The organism is Pseudomonas sp. LB3P93 (assembly GCF_054898025.1).
The window spans coordinates 3,846,745-3,864,615 of the sequence record NZ_CM142713.1 but is presented as its reverse complement, the minus strand read 5'-3'; the positions used below and the strand labels follow the sequence as shown (position 1 = coordinate 3,864,615).

The following is a 17,871-nucleotide window of genomic DNA, read 5'->3' as shown; positions in this document are numbered from 1 at the left end:
GCAATGCAGTCGAGCAACAATCCAGTAGATCCTGAACTGATAAAGATTCGACGGCTATTCACAACCCCCCTGGCCAGTATCCAGTACCCCGACGCAGAAAGACTTAATGCTGAGCTGAAAGCTATTGTCAAAACGCGTATGGCGCAAGATCGCAGCGGCGCGCAGCGTAGCAATGACGGCGGCTGGCAATCCGCGAACGATTTCCCTGAATGGGGAGAGGACGCCTGCGATGCGTTGGTGAAGTTTGCCACGGAGTTCGCCATTCAACTGACGGCAGTTCATAGCGAACAATACGGGTTAACCGAGCCCGGTTTCGCGTGGAAACTCAACGCCTGGGCAAATGTAAATGAGGCAGGCCACAGCAATTCACTTCATGGGCACCCTGGTGCGTTCTGGTCAGGGGTTTACTGGGTCGACGCCGGCGGCCGAGAGGACGACCCGACAGTTGGAGGTGATCTGGAGTTTGCAGACCCGCGCGGTATGGTTGCGTCAACATACAATCCTGCTCTGCGAATGAGAGTCGAAGACTGCCTTACTGCCGGCTTTAGTAGTACTTTTGCCGCCAGAAGTGGAACATTCATCATGTTTCCGTCGTGGCTGATGCATTCAGTGCGACGTTTTGAAGGAACGAGACCGCGAATCTCTATTGCGTTTAACTTTGGCGTTTAAAGAGATTCGATTTACTTGAATCGCCGCTAACTTCCAGGAAACATCTAAATGAGCGCTATTGTACGATTGCAACTAGGCACGACTGACCTTTATTAGCCAGTTTTAACCCTTCCGCAAGAAAAGACATGCGCCCAAACAGACTGTCTCTGGAGCATGAAAACCACCTACCGATTATGCGCAACCGCCGCCAGTTGCTCGGTATCCACGCGAACAAAAACCGAGTCTCCAACAGCCGTAATAACGTCCCCGGCGTAAACCTCGCAAATGACGCGCGTTTTGCGCCCGACATCACCTTCCACTCGTGCACGCAGGATCAGCGGTACGCCCATCGGTGTCGGTTTGATGAACTTGATGCCAAGGTTGCCGGTGACACAATTGATACGGGGCAGGCTGGCGACTTCGCGGTTTTCCATCCGGTAGTGATACGCCATCGCCGTCCAGTTTGAGTGGCAGTCAACCAGCATCGCGATCAATCCGCCGTACACCAGCTCCGGCCAGCCGCAGTACATGGCATCAGGCACGTGCTCGGCCATGACATGCACCCCGTCTTCATGCCAGAAACTCTTGATGTGGAGCCCGTGCGGATTACTGCTGCCGCAGCCATAACACACGCCATCAGGCGCGGCAGTGTCTTGCAGGGAAGTGTCGAGACTGGACATAACAGGGTCTTCCTCAAACAGATGAACCAGACCTGGCGGATTTTAACGCTGCAATCGGGCTGCGGTCACTCGGGCAATCCGGCCAGCCGCAGTCCATCGGCGAATCGTGCGAGATCCTCGGGTCGCTGGATGGGCAGCCATGCCTTCAGGTTGGAGAGGCGCAACGACGGATCCAGCTCTTGCAAGCGCTGCATCGCCAGTTTCGCTTTGTCCATGCGTCCGCTGAGCGCATGACTGGCCGCCATCAGGGCCACCGGCGGGAGGAGGCTGGGCAGGTTGCCCAGCGCCTTTTCCGCCCAGCTCGACGCGATGTCGTAGCGCCCCGCGAAGAAATGCGACAGCGCCATCCCCACCTGCATCCGGAACATTTCCGGATCCAGCGGACTCAAGCGAACGGCATGGGTCAAATGCTCAATCGCTTCCTCTGTTTCACCGTGCAGTGCGCGCAGGATCCCTCCCAGGAACCAGGCGGGGGCGAGGTTGGGATTGAGCATGCGCGCCCTGTCGAGCAGGGCAATGCCGCCATCGACATCGCCGGCGAGATGGGCCAGTGCGTGTCCGCCTCGGGTCAGCGCCACCGCATCCTCCCGACCGAGCGCCACCGCCAGTCGCGCGAGCCGCACGCCCTCGGCGATTTCTTGCGTGCGATCGATCATCCAGCCGTTCAACTTGCGCCAGAAATGGCACCAGGCGGCCATGCCATAGGCCGATGCAAATTCCCCATCAAGTTCGATGGCCTTGTAGAACAACGGCAGCGCTTCTGCGATGTCTTCCCGGGTGCCACTGTGCAGTTTCGCCATGCCGCGCAGGTAGTAATCGTAAGCGTCGAGGCTTTCGGTCGGCTTGCGTTTGGCGCGTTCGATTTCCGCCCGTTCGAGTTGCGGTGCGATGGCGCCGACGACGCTTTCGGCGATTTGATCCTGCAGCTCGAAGATGTCGTCGAGCAAGCCTTCGAAGCGTTCCGCCCAGATATGCGTCCCGCTGGTCACATCGATGAGCTGCCCGGTAATGCGCACCTTGTTCCCGGATTTGCGCACGCTGCCTTCCAGCACGTAACGCACGCCGAGCTCCTGGCCGACGCCTTTGACGTCCACCGCGCGGCCCTTGTAGGTGAAGCTTGAATTGCGCGCGATGACGAACAGCCAGCGGATTCGCGACAGGGCGGCGATGATGTCCTCCACCATGCCGTCGGCGAAATAGTCCTGCTCCGGATCGCCGCTCAAATTGTGGAAGGGCAAGACGGTGATGGAGGGTTTTTCCGGTAGGACGAGCGGGGCGGCAGGCGATGGATTCGGATCAATCGGTGTGCGTTCGTCGATGCCTGCATCGCCGGTCTCGGCGACCTTGATCTCACCGACAAAGCGGTAACCCTTGCGGGCGACCGTGCGCACCAGGCGCTGCTCCTCGCCGGTATCACCGATGGCCTTGCGCACCGCATTGATGTGGCTGGTGATCGTCGATTCCGAGACGATCCGACCGCTCCATACCGCGTTGAGCAGGTCGTCCTTGCTGACCACCCGATCGCGGTTGCTGACGAGCAGCAGTAAGAGATCGAAGACCTGGGGCCCGATGGCCACAACTTGCCCGCGCAGGGTCAGTTCCCGGCGCTCTTGGTCGAGCACGTAGTCTTCAAACACAAATGGCAAGGTGAATATCCCCGGTCGAGCGCCCTCGACTCCGTGTCCGAGCTGGCGATTGGTACGTGGTGTCGATCATACGGCAGCGCGTAAACCGCTGCACCCAGCATGGGACGCCTCCGGACAACTGTGCTTTTGGACGAAAAACCAAGGTTGTCCAAAGACAAACTCAAGGTCGGTACAAGGACTTCCCCCGCGCGCGCCGTCACTCTTCACTCCATCGACAGCAATGTTTGCCGTCGAAAAGCGGAGGGAGAAAGCCCATGAAGATCGTCGTCATCGGAGGCACCGGCCTCATCGGATCGAAACTTGTGAAGAACCTCCGCGAGCGCGGCCATGACGTGCTCGCAGCGTCCCCCAGCACGGGGGTGAACGCCGTCACCCGCGAAGGCCTTGCCGCTGCGATGGATGGCACCGAGGTTGTAGTCGACGTGGCCAACGCGCCGTCGTGGGAAGACCAGGCCGTCCTCGATTTCTTCGAAGCGTCGAGCCGTAACCTGCTGGCCGCTGAAGCGGCTGCGGGTGTTCGTCATCACGTTGCCCTGTCGGTTGTCGGCAGTGAACGGCTTCCCGACAGCGGCTATTTCGTAGCCAAGATTGCGCAGGAAAACCTGATCAAGGCGTCCGGCGTTCCTTACACCATTGTGCGTGCCACGCAGTTCTTCGAATTTGTCAGCGGCATCGCGCAGGCGGCCACCGTCGACGAGCAGATTTGCCTGTCACCGGCGCTGATCCAGCCGATGGCGTCCGACGACGTGGCGGCGGCGCTCGTCGATGTCGTGTTGGCAGCACCGGTCAATGGCACGGTCGAAGTCGCCGGACCCGAGGCCATGCCGCTCGACGAACTGATCCGGCGCTTTCTGCGCGCAACCCAGGACAACCGCAAGGTCGTGCCGGATGTGCATGCGCGCTACTTCGGTTCCGTTCTCGACGATCAATCGCTGACCCCCGGCAAGAACCCGCGCCTGGGCACGATCCGCTTCGAGGACTGGCTCGCTCAGTCGAAGTCCCAGGCGGGGCGCTAAGGCTCCCCGTAAAGCGTTGACCCGACATCGGGCCGCGCTCTTATCAACCCTGTACCGCAGGAGAATTGCCATGTTCAGCCGATTTGTTCTGGCCGCAGCTTTCGCAGCGTTTTCGCTCACCGCGTCGGCCGCCGACAAGCCCGCGGGCAAGGTGACGGTGGTGTTTGACCGCCCCATTCCCAACATCCCAGGCAAGAGCATGAGGGGCGTGCTGGTCGAGTACGGGCCGGGTGCCGGGTCGCCGGCGCACCTGCATCCGAAATCAGCCTTCATCTATGCGACCGTCCTTGAGGGCGCGATCCGTAGCCAAGTCAACGACGAACCGGAGAAGGTCTACAACGCCGGCGAAAACTTCGTCGAGGAGCCTGGCTCCCATCACCAGGTCAGCGCCAACGCCAGCGACACCAAACCTGCACGCCTGCTGGCGGTGTTCGTCCTCGACACCAGTGAAAAGGAACTCGTCACACCCACCGGGAAGTGAGCCCGTCAACGCGCTCATCGACGCTCGACAGCCGGGTTGCGGGCGACTGCTGCCCGGCTGAAGGTCCTTGGCATTAAACAGGAAATGAGAACATGAACTCCCACGCAACCGCTGGCGCAAGCACCGAGATCCCTGTGGTCGTGGCACGGCAGAGCAAGAAAAAGTGGATCGGGATCCTGCTGTGCATCGGCGCGGTGGTGGTGTTGGCGGCCGGATGGGCCATGGCGGTTTCGAGCGGCTCGACTTCGACCGACAACGCTTATGTCCGTGGCGACGTGACCTCACTCGCCGCAAAGGTGGCCGGCTATGTCACGGCGGTCGAAGTCAAGGACAACCAGGCCGTGCGCGCGGGTGATGTCCTGTTCCGTATCGACAACCGGGACTACCGCGCACGGCTGGCGCAAGCCGAGGCCAATGTCAGCGCTGCCCAGGCGCGCCTGAGCCATGTCGATGCAGAAACCCAGCTCCAGCATTCCCTGATTCGGCAGGCGGAAGCCCAAAGACGCTCGGCCACTGCCGAGATGAACCTGGCGAACAAGACCCACGATCGCAACCGCAAACTGATCATCAGCAACGCGGTCAGCCAGGCCCTGGTCGATGAAACCGGCGCGGCACGCTCCAAAACCGAGGCGTCGGTATCCGCCGCGTCGGCCACCGTGGAGGCGCAACAGCAACGTATCGCCGTCCTGGTGGCCCAGCGCGAAGCGGCCGTTGCGGCGGTGACCCAGGCACAGGCTGCGCGCGACCTCGCTCAGATCGATCTCGACAGCACCGTCGTGCACGCGCCGGTGGATGGCGTGGTCGGTAACCGTCAGGTGCGCATTGGCCGGTTCGTGACGACGGGTGTTGCCTTGCTCGATATCGTGCCGGTCCATGATGTGTGGGTGGTGGCGAACTTCAAGGAAACCCAGCTCGAACATATCCGCCCCGGTCAGCGGGTGCGTGTCACGGTGGACGGCTATTCCGAAGAGACACTTGAAGGCGTGGTCGACAGCTTTGCGCCCGGTAGCGGGTCGGCGTTCAGCTTGCTGCCCACCGACAACGCGACCGGGAATTTTGTGCGGGTGGTGCAGCGCGTTCCGGTGAAAATCCGCCTTGCGCATAATCCTTTGCCGGGCCGTATCGTGCCGGGCCTGTCGGCACGGGTCGAGGTTGAGAACGGGGGCGGGTCATGAACCCGGCAGCCACCGCCACGCCGAGCACCGCCAGCACGACGACCGGCGTCCTGCTCATGCTGGGTATCGTGTTTGCCGCGCTGACGGAAGCGATTGCCGGCACGGTTCTGTCCCTCGGTCGCAGCGACATCATTGGCGACACCTACGCGACGCCTGACGAATTTGCCTGGCTGGACGTCGGTTACACCGCGCTCAAGTTGATCGGCTTCATGACTTCTCCTTGGTTGCTGAGCCGTTTCGATCCTCGCCAGGTGCTGATCGGCGCAATCACGGCGATGGGCCTGGCGTGCGCCATGGCCGCCATCACCGCTCAGCTCGACGTGCTGGTCGCGCTGCGAATGATTCAAGGCTTCGCGGGAGGTACGCTGCTGGTCGGGGGCCAGGCGATCATATTTCGCGCCTATCGACGCGCCCATCAACCCATCCTTCAAGCCGTGTTTGCCATGGGTGCCGTGGTTGCGCCCGCGACGATTGCCCCGGCCCTGCAGGGGTGGTTGATCGATAGCCAGTCCTGGGTATGGATCTTCTTCAGCGTTATTCCGCTTGCCTTGGCGGCTATCGGATTGTTGCTGATCGCAGACCGCCCGACACCCGCCGAAGCCCGGCAACGCCCGTTTGACTGGATCGGATTTGCACTGATCTCTGTCTCGCTGTTTTGTCTCACCTACGTGCTCAGTCAGGGCAGCCGCTGGGACTGGTTCGAGGAGCCGCGCATTGTCTGGCTGAGCGTGATCGGCATTGCGGTTCTGCTGGCCTTTCTCGGCCAACAACTGTTGATAAAAGGCCAAGGGCTGCTCGACTTCACCCTGTTCAAATCCAGCGATTTTTCCTTTGCCTTTATCGTCAGTTTTGTCGCCGGCGCCGCGTTGTTCGGGAGCGCGTTTCTGATTCCGGCGTTCGCCTTGTCGGTCCTCGGGTTCACGCCGACCGATGCCGGGCTGTTGCTGTTGCCCAGTGGCGGGTTTTTTATCGGCGCGCTGCTCATTGCCGCCTGGCTTATGCAGACCCGCCACGTTCCACCATTCGCCACGGTGCCGTTTGGCATCCTGATGATCATGGTTGCGATGTGGATGCTGTCCGGTTCGACCAGCGAAAGCGGCACGGACGACATGATGGCGGCGATTCTGTTGCGCGGGCTGGGGCTTGGCTTCCTGTTTCTATCGATCACGCTGATCGCGTTCAACGACCTCAAGCGCCGAAACCTCGCCTGCGGCATAGGCCTGTTCAATACGGGACGGCAATTGGGCGGTCTGATGGGCGTCGCAGGGCTTCAGACCCTGATCGAGCATAACGTGGTCAACAATACCGTGGTCCTCGGCACCAGCGTCACCCCCGGAGGCGCCGCGGTCATCGAACGGATGACCACCACCACGGCCATGCTGATGGCGAAAGGGATAGATGCAGTCGCTGCTGGCCGGGCGGCGGCGAGCCTGCTGGGCCGGGTCGTATCAGGTCAGTCCACCGTGATTGCCTTCGACACATCGTTCCTCGCCGTGACCCTGCTTTTTGCGGTCGCCGCTCCCGTGCTGGTGGCCATCAAGATCGGATTTGCGCGGCACACGAAAGGGCACGCTACGTGAACCGTATGTGAGATGACCATCACCTGTGGGCGCTGAAGGGATCGGGGCCCATCGTTGTGCTTGCCGAAAAAGCTGTCAGCGCTTCTTGGCAACCGCCGTGCTGTTGCGCAAGGTCAATGTGAACGGCAATACCACGTGCCGTTGTGCGATCGGTTTCTTCTCGATCAGCGCAATCAACATCTCCACGGCTTTCTGGCCGAAGGTTTCGGCGGGTTGCGAGATGGTCGTCAGGGGCGGATCGCAGTACGCCGCGAAAGGGATGTCGTCGAAACCCACCAATGAAATGTCCTCGGGTACCCGCAAACCCTGTTGCTTGATGCGCTTCAACGCACCAATGGCCATTTCATCGTTTTCGCAAAACAGCGCCGTGGGGCGGTCGGGCAATTCCAGCATCGCGGCGGCGCCGTCATCGCCGGCCTTCAGGCTGAAATCGCCATGGCAGATCAGCGCGGGATCCGACGCGATACCGGCCTGATGCAACGCATCCTGATAACCGGCGACGCGATCACGGGTCAACGGGCTGCTTTTCGGACCTTTGATCAGGCCGATCCGGCGGTGGCCCAGCTCGATCAAGTGCTCGGTCATGGCCTTGGCGGCTGCGCGGTTATCGAGGCTGATGGTGGGATGACGCCCGCCTTGAATCACCTCGCAGGCGTTCACGATTGGCGGTAATTCGGCGCTGGGGAAGGGCGCTTCGAACGGGTCGTAGGCGCGCAACTGAATCACGCCATCGGCCTGGTGGGCGTACACCAATTCGGCAAACTCCCGTTCGATTTCCTCGCGGCCCTGGGTGTCGCACAGCAACAGCCGATAACCGGCGAGTTGGGCGGCTTGTTGCGCGCCGCTGATCACCTTGGCGAAAAACGTGTTGGCGATGGTCGGCACCAAAATCACCAGGTTGCCGGTTCGGCGCGAACGAAATTGCACCGCCATCAGGTTCGGCCTGTAACCGGCTTTTTCCACGGCGGCATTGACCTTGTCGCGCGTGTCGGGAAGCACACGCTCAGGCGACTTCAGCGTTCGGGACACCGTGGCGACGGAGACGCCGGCCAGCCTGGCTACTTCGCGAATATTGGACAAGACCACCTCGTTATCGAACTGCGCAGCGGCGAGCTTAGCGCAGGTCGGCCCGACCCTGAAATTTTCCTGAAGATTCATCCGGGGTTTGACACCTCGTCAAACAGGGCCTAAATTTCCGTCACGATGTAACCGGTTACATCGGCCTTGGAATTCATTCCTTCAAAGCCGGGTAAAACCGCCTCAAACAGAGAAGCGTTGCGATGAAGGCTCCACTGCAAAAAATAAGAATGGGCTTTGTCGGTGGCGGGGAGGGTGCCTTCATCGGTCAGGCCCACCGTCAGGCCGCCGGCCTCGATGGGCGTTTTGAACTGGTGTGTGGCGCGTTCAGTCGCGACGCCCGCAACAATCAGGACACCGGTGCTGCGCTGGGCTTGTCCGCATCGCGCTGCTACAGCGATTGGCGGCAGATGCTCGAGGCCGAGCGTGCGCTGCCCGACGACCAGCGCATGGAGCTGCTGATCATCGTCACCCCCAATCACCTGCACGCCCCGATTGCCAGCCAGGCGCTGAGCGCGGGGTTTCATGTGTTCAGCGAGAAACCGGCAGCGTTGAATCTGGCCGAGTTGCTGCCGCTCAAAGCTGTCCTTGAGAGTAGCGATCGCCTCTATGGCCTGGCCCACACGTACCTGGGTTATCCGATGGTCTGGCAGGCGCGGCAGATGGTTCGTGACGACGTGATCGGCACCGTGCGCAAGGTGATCGTCGAATACCCTCAGGGGTGGCTGAGCGAGGACGTGGCGGGGCAGGGCAACAAGCAGGCCGGCTGGCGCGATCTGCCTGAGCAGTCCGGGCTGGGGGGCTGCATCGGCGATATCGGCACCCATGCCTTTTCATTGGCCGAATTCGTCGCGGACCAACCCATCCAGCACCTCTGCGCGATGTTGAATACGCACATTGCCAGTCGGCAACTGGACGATGACGCGGCGATGCTGTTCAAGATGGCCGACGGCGCGAGCGGTGTGTTGATTGCCAGCCAGGTCTGCGCGGGCGAAGAGAACCCGTTGAAGATTCGCATCTACGGCGACAAGGGCGGCCTGGAATGGCGTCAGGAAGAACCGTCGAGCCTGATCCATCGCTCCCTCGATCAACCCATGCGCGTGCTGCGTTGCGGTGTCGGCCAACCCTGGTTGTGCGACGCCGCGACCCGGCGCATGCGTCTGCCGGCCGGGCATCCCGAGGGTTATCTGGAAGCCATGGCCAACCTCTACGGCGATTTCGCCACGGCGATTCGCGGCCAAGTCGACGGCAACGCGGCCCCCGGCGTACCGGGCATCGACGTCGGGCTGCGCGGCATGGCTTTCATCGAAACCGTGATTGCCAATCATCGTGGCGACACCAAATGGACCGAACTGGTCTGCCCTCAATGAACCCGGAGCACTCACCTGTGAACCCTACTTCTCAAGCAGGTCTGCTCGGCCCGGGGATCTTCCTCGCGCAGTTCATGTCCGCCGAAGCGCCATTCGACACATTGGCCAATATCGCCCAGTGGGCGGCATCCCAAGGCTACAAGGCCATTCAGTTGCCCACGCTGGGCACGCAGTACATCGACCTGGCGCGCGCTGCCGAAAGCCAGGATTACTGCGACGAATTGAAAGCTGTCTGCGCTAAAGCGGGCGTCGAGATCAGCGAGTTGTCGACCCACCTGCAAGGTCAATTGGTGGCGGTGCATCCGGCGTTCGACGCCTTGTTCGATGACTTTGCCCCCGAGCATTTACGCGGCCAGCCGCAGGCGCGCACCGAGTGGGCCATCGAGCAACTGAAGCTGGCAGCCCGTGCCAGTCAGCGCTTGGGGTTGAAGGCCCACGCGACCTTTTCCGGTGCGCTGCTATGGCCCTATGTCTACCCGTGGCCGCAACGTCCGAGCGGTTTGGTCGAGCAAGGCTTTGCCGAACTGGCCAGACGCTGGTTGCCGATTCTTGATTGTTTCGAGGAGGCCGGTGTCGACCTGTGCTACGAAATCCACCCCGGCGAAGACCTGCACGACGGCGCCTCGTTCGAGCGTTTTCTTGACGCGGTGGACCACCATCCGCGCGCGGCGATTTTGTATGACCCGAGCCATCTGCTGCTGCAGCAAATGGACTACCTGGGCTTCATTGATCGCTACCACGCGCGCATCCGCATGTTCCACGTCAAAGACGCCGAGTTCCGGCCCGATGCGCGCTCGGGCGTCTACGGCGGTTTCCAGGGTTGGGTCGAGCGGCCGGGGCGTTTCCGTTCGTTGGGCGATGGCCAGATCGACTTCAAATCGATCTTCAGCAAATTGACCCAATACGACTTCAGCGGCTGGGCCGTGCTCGAGTGGGAATGTTGTCTCAAGGACTCCGCCCAGGGCGCCGCGCAAGGGGCGGCGTTCATTGAGCAGCACATGATCACCAAGACGCAGAAGGCGTTCGATGACTTTGCCAGCGTGCAGTCCGACGAAGCTTTCAATCGACGGTTGCTGGGCTTGCCCGACGCCTGACCACAACGTTGTTCGCTTCTCTCTCCAACAAGAAAAACAATAAGACGGTGACTGTTATGACCACGATGACCGCGCGCCTGAGCGCGATGATGTTCCTGCAATTCTTTATCTGGGGCGGATGGTTTGTCACCCTCGGTACGTTCCTCGCCAGTAACCTGGGCGCCAGCGGCGGGCAGATTGGCATGGCGTTCTCCACCCAGTCCTGGGGCGCGATCATCGCGCCCTTTGTGATCGGTTTGATTGCCGACCGCTTCTTCAACGCCGAACGCATCCTCGCGGTGTTGCACCTGGTGGGTGCCGTGTTGCTGTATCAGCTGTATCGAGCGCCAGACTTCAGTACGTTTTACCCCTACGTGCTGGCATACATGATGATCTACATGCCGACCCTGGCACTGGTGAATTCCGTCGCGTTCCGGCAGATGCGCGACCCGGCCCTCGAGTTCTCCCGCATCCGCGTGTGGGGCACCATCGGCTGGATCGTCGCCGGTGTGGTGATCAGCTTTGTGTTTGCCTGGGATTCCCAGGCCATGATTTCGTCAGGCGGGCTGCGCAACACCTTTCTGATGTCGGCGATTGCCTCTCTGGTCCTCGGCCTCTACAGCTTCACCTTGCCGCGCACCGCACCCCTGAAACCCGAAGTGGGCCGCAGCGGCCTCAAGCAAATGCTTGGGCTCGATGCCCTGAGCTTGCTGAAGGACCGCAGTTATCTGGTGTTCTTCATCGCCTCCATTTTGATCTGCATTCCCCTGGCGTTTTATTACCAGAATGCCAACCCGTTTCTGGCGGAGATCGGGGTGACCAACCCGACGGCGAAGATGGCCATCGGGCAGGTTTCCGAAGTGTTGTTCATGCTGCTTCTGCCGCTGTTCATTCACCGTTTCGGGATCAAGCTTGCGCTCTTGGTGGGCATGCTGGCGTGGGCTTTGCGCTACGTGCTGTTCGCCTACGGTAACAACGGCGACTTGGCGTTCATGCTGTTTACCGGCATCGCCCTGCACGGTATCTGCTACGACTTCTTCTTCGTGTCCGGCCAGATCTACACCGATGCAAAAGCCCCGGAACGCTTCAGAAGCTCGGCCCAAGGCCTGATTACTTTGGCGACTTACGGCCTGGGCATGCTGATCGGATTCTGGGTCGCAGGGCAGGTGACCGACCACTTTGCCCTGACGGGTAGCCATGACTGGAAGAGCATCTGGTTGTTTCCTGCCGGGTTCGCCCTGGCGATATTTTTCTGCTTTGCGCAGGCGTTCAAGGGGCGGCAGGCCGTGGCTGTTCAATCGACTGTCTGAACAGCGCTTTGCCCACACTCACTGCCGCGGCTCGGCCACCAACAGCAACGACTGCGGCACCTGGCTTTGCGGGTGCTGTGGCTCCTGCAGGCCGGCCATCCGAAACCCGGCCATGTCCAGCGCATTCAGCCAACTGGACAAGGTGCGGAAATACCACGGCATGGGTTGCCACTGGCCCTTGAACCCGGCAAAGGTCTCTTCCCGCCAACCATCCTGATAATCGCCCGCCGCCACGGCCCACGGATGCAGCGTCTGGATCACCAGCGCACCACCAGGGGCGAGCAGGGCGTTCATGGCGGCGAGCAGCGGGATGATGTCCTGGTGCAGCAAAGCGAAGTTGGCGCAGATCAGATCGTAATCGCGGCCGATGTCCACCTTCGCTTCCACCAACTCGTCATAGCTCGCCACATGCACCTGCGAAGCGCCCGCCATCCGCGCTGCCTCGACCAACGTCGCATCGCCATCCACACCGACTGCCGTAATGCCCCGTTTAGCCAGCGCGCGCAACAGCCAGCCTTCGCCGCAGCCCAGATCGAGCACACGCTCCGGCTGGCGGCCCAGCACCGCCAGCAGGATGGCTTGGTCGGTCACCGTGAGGCGGCTTTCGATGGCGCCGCTGCGGATGGCTTCGATCCAGGATCGGGCGTTTTGGTGCCAACTGTCGAGGAGGGTGGATTCGGGGGCGGGCATGTTTGGTGTCTGGCGTTGTGGGTTGGTTAGAAGAATAGGACATGCGGTGCTTATTTTTGCGGCAGGTGCGCCAGGTCGCGGTTGAGTTGAATGCGCAGGGCGCGGATGAGTTGTCTGGCGTTGTCGGTCATGGGTTTACCCGCCTGGAAAACCAGGATGCTGATAAATGGCACGTCAACACTGAACGGCTTCACCACCAAGCCGCGCTAAGGGTGGTCGAGCCAACCGGATGTTTGGGACTGGCGGCTGTTCGACATTCAGGCAAGGCGCTGGAGGGGAAGCGGGTAGGGGTGATCGTCAGCGGAGGGAATATTGATCTGGAGCGGTATGCCCGGTTATTGGGTTGATCGATTGGGAGGCCGGGGTGCCTTTGAGCCCAAAGCGGACCGGGTCACCCCAGCCCGCCCGGCAGCAGAGAAGAAATGCTTTCAGCAGACGTGGCGATCAACGGAGCTGTTCGGGTCATCGTGTTCGTCTATAGCAAAAGCCTCCCCCTCAATATGATAGACCCTCGGTTCTTCCGAAAAATAATCCTGTAAGCCCATCATGAATACCCGATGGTCTTCACTCGCTTCGAAGCCAGGAGTGTGATCCTCAAGTGATTGCCATCGCACGATCAGGTTGAATAACTGGGGGGTTTCGATCCCTTGCGCGAGCAAGTGCCCGCGGTAACCCTTTGCGCGGCAGAGCAAAGGAGCGACCTCGGCAAATGCACGTCTGAACGTTTCGATGTGTTCTTTATGAACGGGGAGTAGAGCGATCTCATAAATCATGGCGTTCCCTTGAAGTGAGTTCAGCGGTTTAAGCGTTAGCGCTGACGAGATGAGCCAACGGCCCGACGGCAATCGCGATTTTTCCTTGAACACCGTTGTTCGGACTCTCCAGCCGGGCATGGGCGAGCGCAATGTCGGCAAGCGAATAGACGGCGCCAACGTGTGGCCGCAACTGACCGCGCGCAACCAATGCGCTCAGCTCATCAAGCTTGCCGCGGTTTTGTCTGGTGAAAACGAAGTGATAACTCGCGTTCTTGCCCCAGGCCTGAACGATGTTTTGTGGCTGTGCAATGTCCACAATCGTGACCACGCGGCCAAGTTGTGCGAGCACGTCGGGGCTACGCGACAGTGTGTTTCCGCCGATGGTGTCGAACACGACATCGACTCCGCGGCCATCCGTCTCCCGGATGATGGCGTCGACGTAATCCTCCTTTTCGTAGTCGATGACCACATCGGCACCTAAACGTCGGACGAACTCGGAGTTTGCCTCGCGCACGGTCGTGTAGACCCTTGCCCCCATGGCTTTTGCCAGTTGGATCGCCACATGACCGACGCCCCCTGCGCCGCCGTGTATGAGAACGCTTTCCCCCACTCTGAGCGCCGCACGCACGGTCAGTGCTTCCCACACGGTTCCGCCGACCAGGCTCAGGCTTGCCGCTTCAAGATGGCTCAGCGAGGGAGGCTTCTTCCCGACAATGCTTTCGGCAGCAACGTGGTACTCGGCGTAACTTCCTGATCCGTCAAATATCTGCGGGGTGTACCAGACTTCGTCTCCCGCAGCGAAGGTCGTCACACCCGGCCCGACCTCTTCGACAACGCCAGATACGTCGTGTCCGGTAATCGCCGGCAGTTGTACCAGGTCGGGATAATCGCCACGTCGGACCTGATAATCCAACGGATTGACGGAGGTTGCGTGTACCCGGACCAGGATTTGTCCCGTGTGCGGCACTGGCTTGGGCACGTCGCACAGTTGGAACGATTCCGGGCCACCAAATGATTCAAGGATTATCGCTTTCATTGTAAAGCCTCATTTCTGGAAAAAGGGATATCGGGAAATCTCGATATTAAAAGGCAAAAAAATACGAATTTCTCTATGTCACTGCTTTCATTGCTGCACCTTATTTCTGGAAAAAGGGATATCGGGAATTGTCGATATTCTGAGGGTGAAGATTAAAGCTCTCTCCCGATGATCTCGGCAAGAGCGCTGATGGTTGCTTCATTCCGCTTGTAGTAGGTCCACTGACCGATGCGCCTGACTTCGACCAAGCCCACTCGTTGCAGAGTTGCAAGGTAATCAGACACCGTTGACTGCGACAGTCCGACGCCTTCTTGAATACTGCTGACGCAAACGCCAACCGTATGAACGTCACCCTCATCCTGCGGAGGGAAGCTTTTCGCGGGATCCTTCAAACCTTTCAAGATTTCAAGGCGCGTACGGTTCGAGAGGGCTTTGAATATTTCGAGTAATTCCATGGCCTGAAGATATCGAAATTTACCGATATGTCAATATATCAATTCAAGAGCCAGTTGCCGTTATGTGCAGTCAGCCGCCGGCAATCGTGGTCTTGGTGCCTGCTTTCTAGCTATTGCCGAGTCTGCCAGAATGCCTCAGCGCCGCACTTAGTACACGCTGCCCATACAAACCAACCCCAAGACCCGACACGATGAGGACAACGGCGAAAATTTTGTTGAGCGACAGGCTCTCATTGAAAATCATCGCTGAACCGAGCAGTCCGAATACCGGCACCAGTAACGACAAGGGCGCGACGGTGGACACGGGATATCGTTTCAGCAGTGAATTCCACACCCAGTAGCCGAACAGGGTGTTGGGGTAGACCTGGAACAGGATCGACAGGACGGCACGGTAGTCGAGTTGATTCACCAAGGCGCTGTAACCCGTCGAGCCGTTGACAGCGTAATCAAGCGCGAAAAGCGGGATGGGCGAAAACGCGCTGGACCACACCAGGAAAGCGAAAACCTGAGTGGTCCTGGCTTTTTTGTTGATCACGTTGGCCACACTCCAGGCGACCGCTCCCAGCAGCACCAGAATCAGCCCGGCCGTCGTGACGGTTCCGTCAACAATCGAGAGGATGCTCAACAAGCCACAGCAGGCGATACCGATACCCGCCAGTTGGTAGCGGGAAATCGATTCCTTGAATATCCAGGAGCCCAGCAGAAGGGTGAAAAACGCGCTGAATTGAAGCACCAGCGAAGCGATGCCGGCGGAAAGCCCAGACTTGATGCCAAGGTTGACCACGCCCCACAGTCCGATACCGAAGACCAGACCGTAGCCAATGATGTAGCGCCACTGCACATCGGGTTTCGGAATGAAAAAGATCGCTGGAAGGGCACAAAGCGTGAAGCGAATGCCGGCAAGTATCAGCGGGTCAACGGTGGTGAGGCCCAGTTTGATCACCGAGAAATTCAGGCCCCAAATGGCAGTGATCGAGATGGCGAGTAGCAGGTGTCTGGCTTTCATGTTGATCTTCCTTGAAGGGTCGTTGAAAAACGGCTGGTGAGAACCCACAGCACCAAAGCAGTCGCGCTGATCAAGGCGCCCAGCAGGCTGGTTGCCGTCCAGCCCCAGAGCGCATAAACCTGAGTCGCGGCAGCCGCCCCCAGCGCGCTGCCGACCGAGTAGAAACACATGTAGGCGCCGACCATGCGACTTTGGGCGTCGGGTCGTGCCGCAAAAATGAGGCTCTGGTTGGTGACATGGACGGCTTGCACCGCAAAGTCGAGCAAGACCACTCCCAAGACCAGCGCGATCAGGGATGTCTCGGCAAAACTGATGGGCAACCAGGACAGCGTCAGGACCCCCAGCGAAAGGCCGGTCACCCGTTGTCCCCAACCTTGATCGGCCCAGCGACCGGCTCTTCTGGCAGCCAGGGCACCGGCGACGCCGGCCAGGCCAAACAGGCCAATGGCTGTGTGTGAAAGCGACAGCGGTGGCGCGCTCAACGGCAGCACCATGGAGGTCCATAGCACGGAAAAAGCGGCAAAGATCAGCAAGGCCAGCAGGCCCCTGATCCGCAAAACCGGTTCGGTCATGAACAGCTTGAAAAGCGAGCCGATGAGCGCCAGGTAGGACTCTTTATTGCGTGGCGACACGGCGGCAGGCACCACCTTCCAGAACACCGCCGCGAGGATCAGCATCAATCCCGAGGAAACGAAATAAACCGCGCGCCAACCCGCCAGATCTGCGATCAGTCCAGAGGTGAACCGTGCCATAAGAATGCCCAGGACAACGCCGCTGGTGACGGTTCCCACGGCCTGCCCACGTTGTGAGGGCGTTGCCAACACGGCGGCATAGGCCACAAGCACCTGCACGACCACGGCCAGTAAGCCCATCACGATCATGGCGCCCAGCAGGGCCAGCCATTGCTGTGAGGCACCGACTGCCGCCAGCGCAATTGCAGACAGCATCACTTGGGTCAAAATCAGTCGTTTACGGTTGACTCTGTCACCCAGCGGTACGATGAACAGCAACCCCAGCGCGTATCCAGCCTGAGTGGCCGTCACCACGACACCGATCAATCCTGAGGTGACGCCCAGGCTTTCAGCCATTGAGGCGAGCAAGGGTTGGGCGAAGTAAACATTGGCGACGGCCAGTGCGCAGGTGACGGAAAACAATAACGTGAGCGACGGAGAAAGCCCCGCAGGCCGGTCAATACTGCTGCGTTCACCCGCATCCACAGGCGGCAATGGCGAAGGCTGCCGGGAGAAACGTTGGGCGTCTGCTGTCATGCGCGCCTCCATGGCGTTAAACTGGTTTCAATTAACAACTTGTTTCGATTATTGCTGAATCAAGTTTTAAATTGCAACCAGATTGATCGGCAGACTAGGCAATCCTTATCCAAAAGGTAAATACGATGGTCGAAGGCACTTCACCGCACAGCAGCGAATGCCCCGTAGCAAGAACACTGGATGCGATCGGGGATCGTTGGTCGCTGATGATCATCCGCGACGCGTTTGACGACATTCGCCGGTTCAGCGAATTTCAAAAGAGTTTGGGCGTGGCCAAGAATATTCTGGCCTCGCGACTGAAAGCGCTGGTTGAGGTCGGAGTGTTCGACGTTCGACCGGCGTCAGACGGAAGCGCCTACAAGGAGTACGTCCTTACGGACAAAGGACGGGAGATCTTTCCGGTGGTGATCAGCATGAGGCAGTGGGGCGAACGTTTCCTGTTCGAGGCGCAGGAGACGCGTTCGGTGCTGCTGGACAACGCGTCCGGCCAGCCTCTGATGCCAATGGATGTTCGCTCATCAAGCGGTCAAAAACTCGGGCCGTCTGACTGCCACAGGGTGAGGCTGGTTGACGGCGGGTTGTGAATCGATAGTCGACTTGCCGCC

At 59.9% G+C, this 17,871-nt stretch carries 18 protein-coding genes and 1 pseudogene; 10 read left to right on the top strand and 9 right to left on the bottom strand.

Going from position 1 to position 17,871, the window contains the following annotated elements; all coding sequences use genetic code 11:
- Window positions 1-3: 3 nt before the first annotated feature.
- The gene (locus tag ACYZT8_RS17475; protein ID WP_461982518.1) at window positions 4-669 is read left to right on the top strand and encodes a TIGR02466 family protein; all 666 of its coding nucleotides are present in this window, start codon (window positions 4-6) and stop codon (window positions 667-669) included.
- A gap of 164 nt (window positions 670-833) precedes the next feature.
- Here the strand turns inward: ACYZT8_RS17475 and ACYZT8_RS17470 are convergent, their stop codons facing one another.
- Both ACYZT8_RS17470 and ACYZT8_RS17465 read right to left on the bottom strand, forming a co-directional pair.
- Complete coding sequence (locus ACYZT8_RS17470) at window positions 834-1,328, bottom strand: PaaI family thioesterase (protein ID WP_461974547.1); 495 nt, start codon at window positions 1,326-1,328, stop codon at window positions 834-836.
- A 65-nt stretch (window positions 1,329-1,393) separates the two neighbouring features.
- Window positions 1,394-2,974: a winged helix-turn-helix domain-containing protein gene (locus tag ACYZT8_RS17465; protein ID WP_461974545.1), complete on the bottom strand. Its 1,581-nt coding sequence runs from the start codon at window positions 2,972-2,974 to the stop codon at window positions 1,394-1,396.
- Between the two features lie 254 nt (window positions 2,975-3,228).
- Between ACYZT8_RS17465 and ACYZT8_RS17460 the strand changes: the two genes are divergently transcribed.
- From ACYZT8_RS17460 to ACYZT8_RS17445, 4 genes are all read left to right on the top strand, one after another.
- Window positions 3,229-3,990 carry an SDR family oxidoreductase gene (locus tag ACYZT8_RS17460; protein WP_461974543.1) on the top strand — a complete coding sequence of 254 codons (762 nt, stop codon included), beginning with the start codon at window positions 3,229-3,231 and terminating at the stop codon, window positions 3,988-3,990.
- 70 nt (window positions 3,991-4,060) lie between these two features.
- Window positions 4,061-4,471: a cupin domain-containing protein gene (locus ACYZT8_RS17455; RefSeq protein WP_461974541.1), complete on the top strand. Its 411-nt coding sequence runs from the start codon at window positions 4,061-4,063 to the stop codon at window positions 4,469-4,471.
- A 92-nt stretch (window positions 4,472-4,563) separates the two neighbouring features.
- A complete protein-coding gene (locus ACYZT8_RS17450; protein WP_461974539.1) occupies window positions 4,564-5,646 on the top strand; it encodes an HlyD family secretion protein in 1,083 nt (360 codons plus the stop codon).
- The gene (locus tag ACYZT8_RS17445; protein ID WP_461974537.1) at window positions 5,643-7,226 is read left to right on the top strand and encodes an MFS transporter; all 1,584 of its coding nucleotides are present in this window, start codon (window positions 5,643-5,645) and stop codon (window positions 7,224-7,226) included. Before ACYZT8_RS17450 ends, ACYZT8_RS17445 begins: the two co-directional genes overlap by 4 nt.
- A 75-nt stretch (window positions 7,227-7,301) precedes the next feature.
- Here ACYZT8_RS17445 and ACYZT8_RS17440 read toward each other — a convergent pair whose 3' ends face one another.
- On the bottom strand, window positions 7,302-8,306 hold the full coding sequence (locus tag ACYZT8_RS17440) for a LacI family DNA-binding transcriptional regulator (RefSeq protein WP_461982516.1): 1,005 nt from the start codon (window positions 8,304-8,306) through the stop codon (window positions 7,302-7,304).
- A gap of 227 nt (window positions 8,307-8,533) precedes the next feature.
- Here ACYZT8_RS17440 and ACYZT8_RS17435 point away from each other — a divergent pair, with 227 nt between their 5' ends.
- From ACYZT8_RS17435 to ACYZT8_RS17425, 3 genes are read left to right on the top strand one after another with little or no spacing between them, the layout of a single operon-like run.
- Window positions 8,534-9,673 (top strand): Gfo/Idh/MocA family protein, encoded by a 1,140-nt coding sequence (locus ACYZT8_RS17435; protein WP_461982514.1) that lies wholly within the window; start codon window positions 8,534-8,536, stop codon window positions 9,671-9,673.
- Window positions 9,670-10,767 carry a sugar phosphate isomerase/epimerase family protein gene (locus ACYZT8_RS17430; RefSeq protein WP_461982512.1) on the top strand — a complete coding sequence of 366 codons (1,098 nt, stop codon included), beginning with the start codon at window positions 9,670-9,672 and terminating at the stop codon, window positions 10,765-10,767. The genes ACYZT8_RS17435 and ACYZT8_RS17430 overlap by 4 nt, the downstream gene beginning before the upstream one ends.
- A gap of 56 nt (window positions 10,768-10,823) precedes the next feature.
- Window positions 10,824-12,056 carry a nucleoside permease gene (locus ACYZT8_RS17425; RefSeq protein WP_461974535.1) on the top strand — a complete coding sequence of 411 codons (1,233 nt, stop codon included), beginning with the start codon at window positions 10,824-10,826 and terminating at the stop codon, window positions 12,054-12,056.
- Between the two features lie 18 nt (window positions 12,057-12,074).
- On the opposite strand, the gene ACYZT8_RS17420 is transcribed toward ACYZT8_RS17425, so the two are convergent.
- The gene (locus ACYZT8_RS17420; RefSeq protein WP_461974533.1) at window positions 12,075-12,746 is read right to left on the bottom strand and encodes a class I SAM-dependent methyltransferase; all 672 of its coding nucleotides are present in this window, start codon (window positions 12,744-12,746) and stop codon (window positions 12,075-12,077) included.
- Window positions 12,747-12,958: 212 nt separating this feature from the next.
- On the opposite strand from ACYZT8_RS17420, the pseudogene ACYZT8_RS17415 reads away from it, so the two are divergent.
- A pseudogene (locus ACYZT8_RS17415) lies at window positions 12,959-13,093 on the top strand (serine dehydratase); the annotation flags it as partial.
- A gap of 81 nt (window positions 13,094-13,174) precedes the next feature.
- Here ACYZT8_RS17415 and ACYZT8_RS17410 read toward each other — a convergent pair.
- From ACYZT8_RS17410 to ACYZT8_RS17390, 5 genes are all read right to left on the bottom strand, one after another.
- Window positions 13,175-13,519 carry an antibiotic biosynthesis monooxygenase family protein gene (locus ACYZT8_RS17410; protein ID WP_461974531.1) on the bottom strand — a complete coding sequence of 115 codons (345 nt, stop codon included), beginning with the start codon at window positions 13,517-13,519 and terminating at the stop codon, window positions 13,175-13,177.
- Window positions 13,520-13,547: 28 nt separating this feature from the next.
- Window positions 13,548-14,537 carry a zinc-dependent alcohol dehydrogenase family protein gene (locus ACYZT8_RS17405; RefSeq protein ID WP_461974529.1) on the bottom strand — a complete coding sequence of 330 codons (990 nt, stop codon included), beginning with the start codon at window positions 14,535-14,537 and terminating at the stop codon, window positions 13,548-13,550.
- A gap of 152 nt (window positions 14,538-14,689) precedes the next feature.
- Window positions 14,690-14,992 (bottom strand): ArsR/SmtB family transcription factor, encoded by a 303-nt coding sequence (locus ACYZT8_RS17400; RefSeq protein ID WP_461974527.1) that lies wholly within the window; start codon window positions 14,990-14,992, stop codon window positions 14,690-14,692.
- A gap of 106 nt (window positions 14,993-15,098) precedes the next feature.
- A complete protein-coding gene (locus tag ACYZT8_RS17395; RefSeq protein WP_461974525.1) occupies window positions 15,099-15,998 on the bottom strand; it encodes an EamA family transporter in 900 nt (299 codons plus the stop codon).
- Window positions 15,995-17,266, bottom strand: coding sequence for an MFS transporter (locus ACYZT8_RS17390; protein ID WP_461982510.1), 1,272 nt, complete (start codon window positions 17,264-17,266; stop codon window positions 15,995-15,997). Before ACYZT8_RS17390 ends, ACYZT8_RS17395 begins: the two co-directional genes overlap by 4 nt.
- Before the next feature lie 125 nt (window positions 17,267-17,391).
- Between ACYZT8_RS17390 and ACYZT8_RS17385 the strand changes: the two genes are divergently transcribed.
- Entirely contained in the window at window positions 17,392-17,850 is a 459-nt protein-coding gene (locus tag ACYZT8_RS17385; protein WP_461974523.1) for a winged helix-turn-helix transcriptional regulator, read from the top strand.
- Window positions 17,851-17,871: the final 21 nt, after the last annotated feature.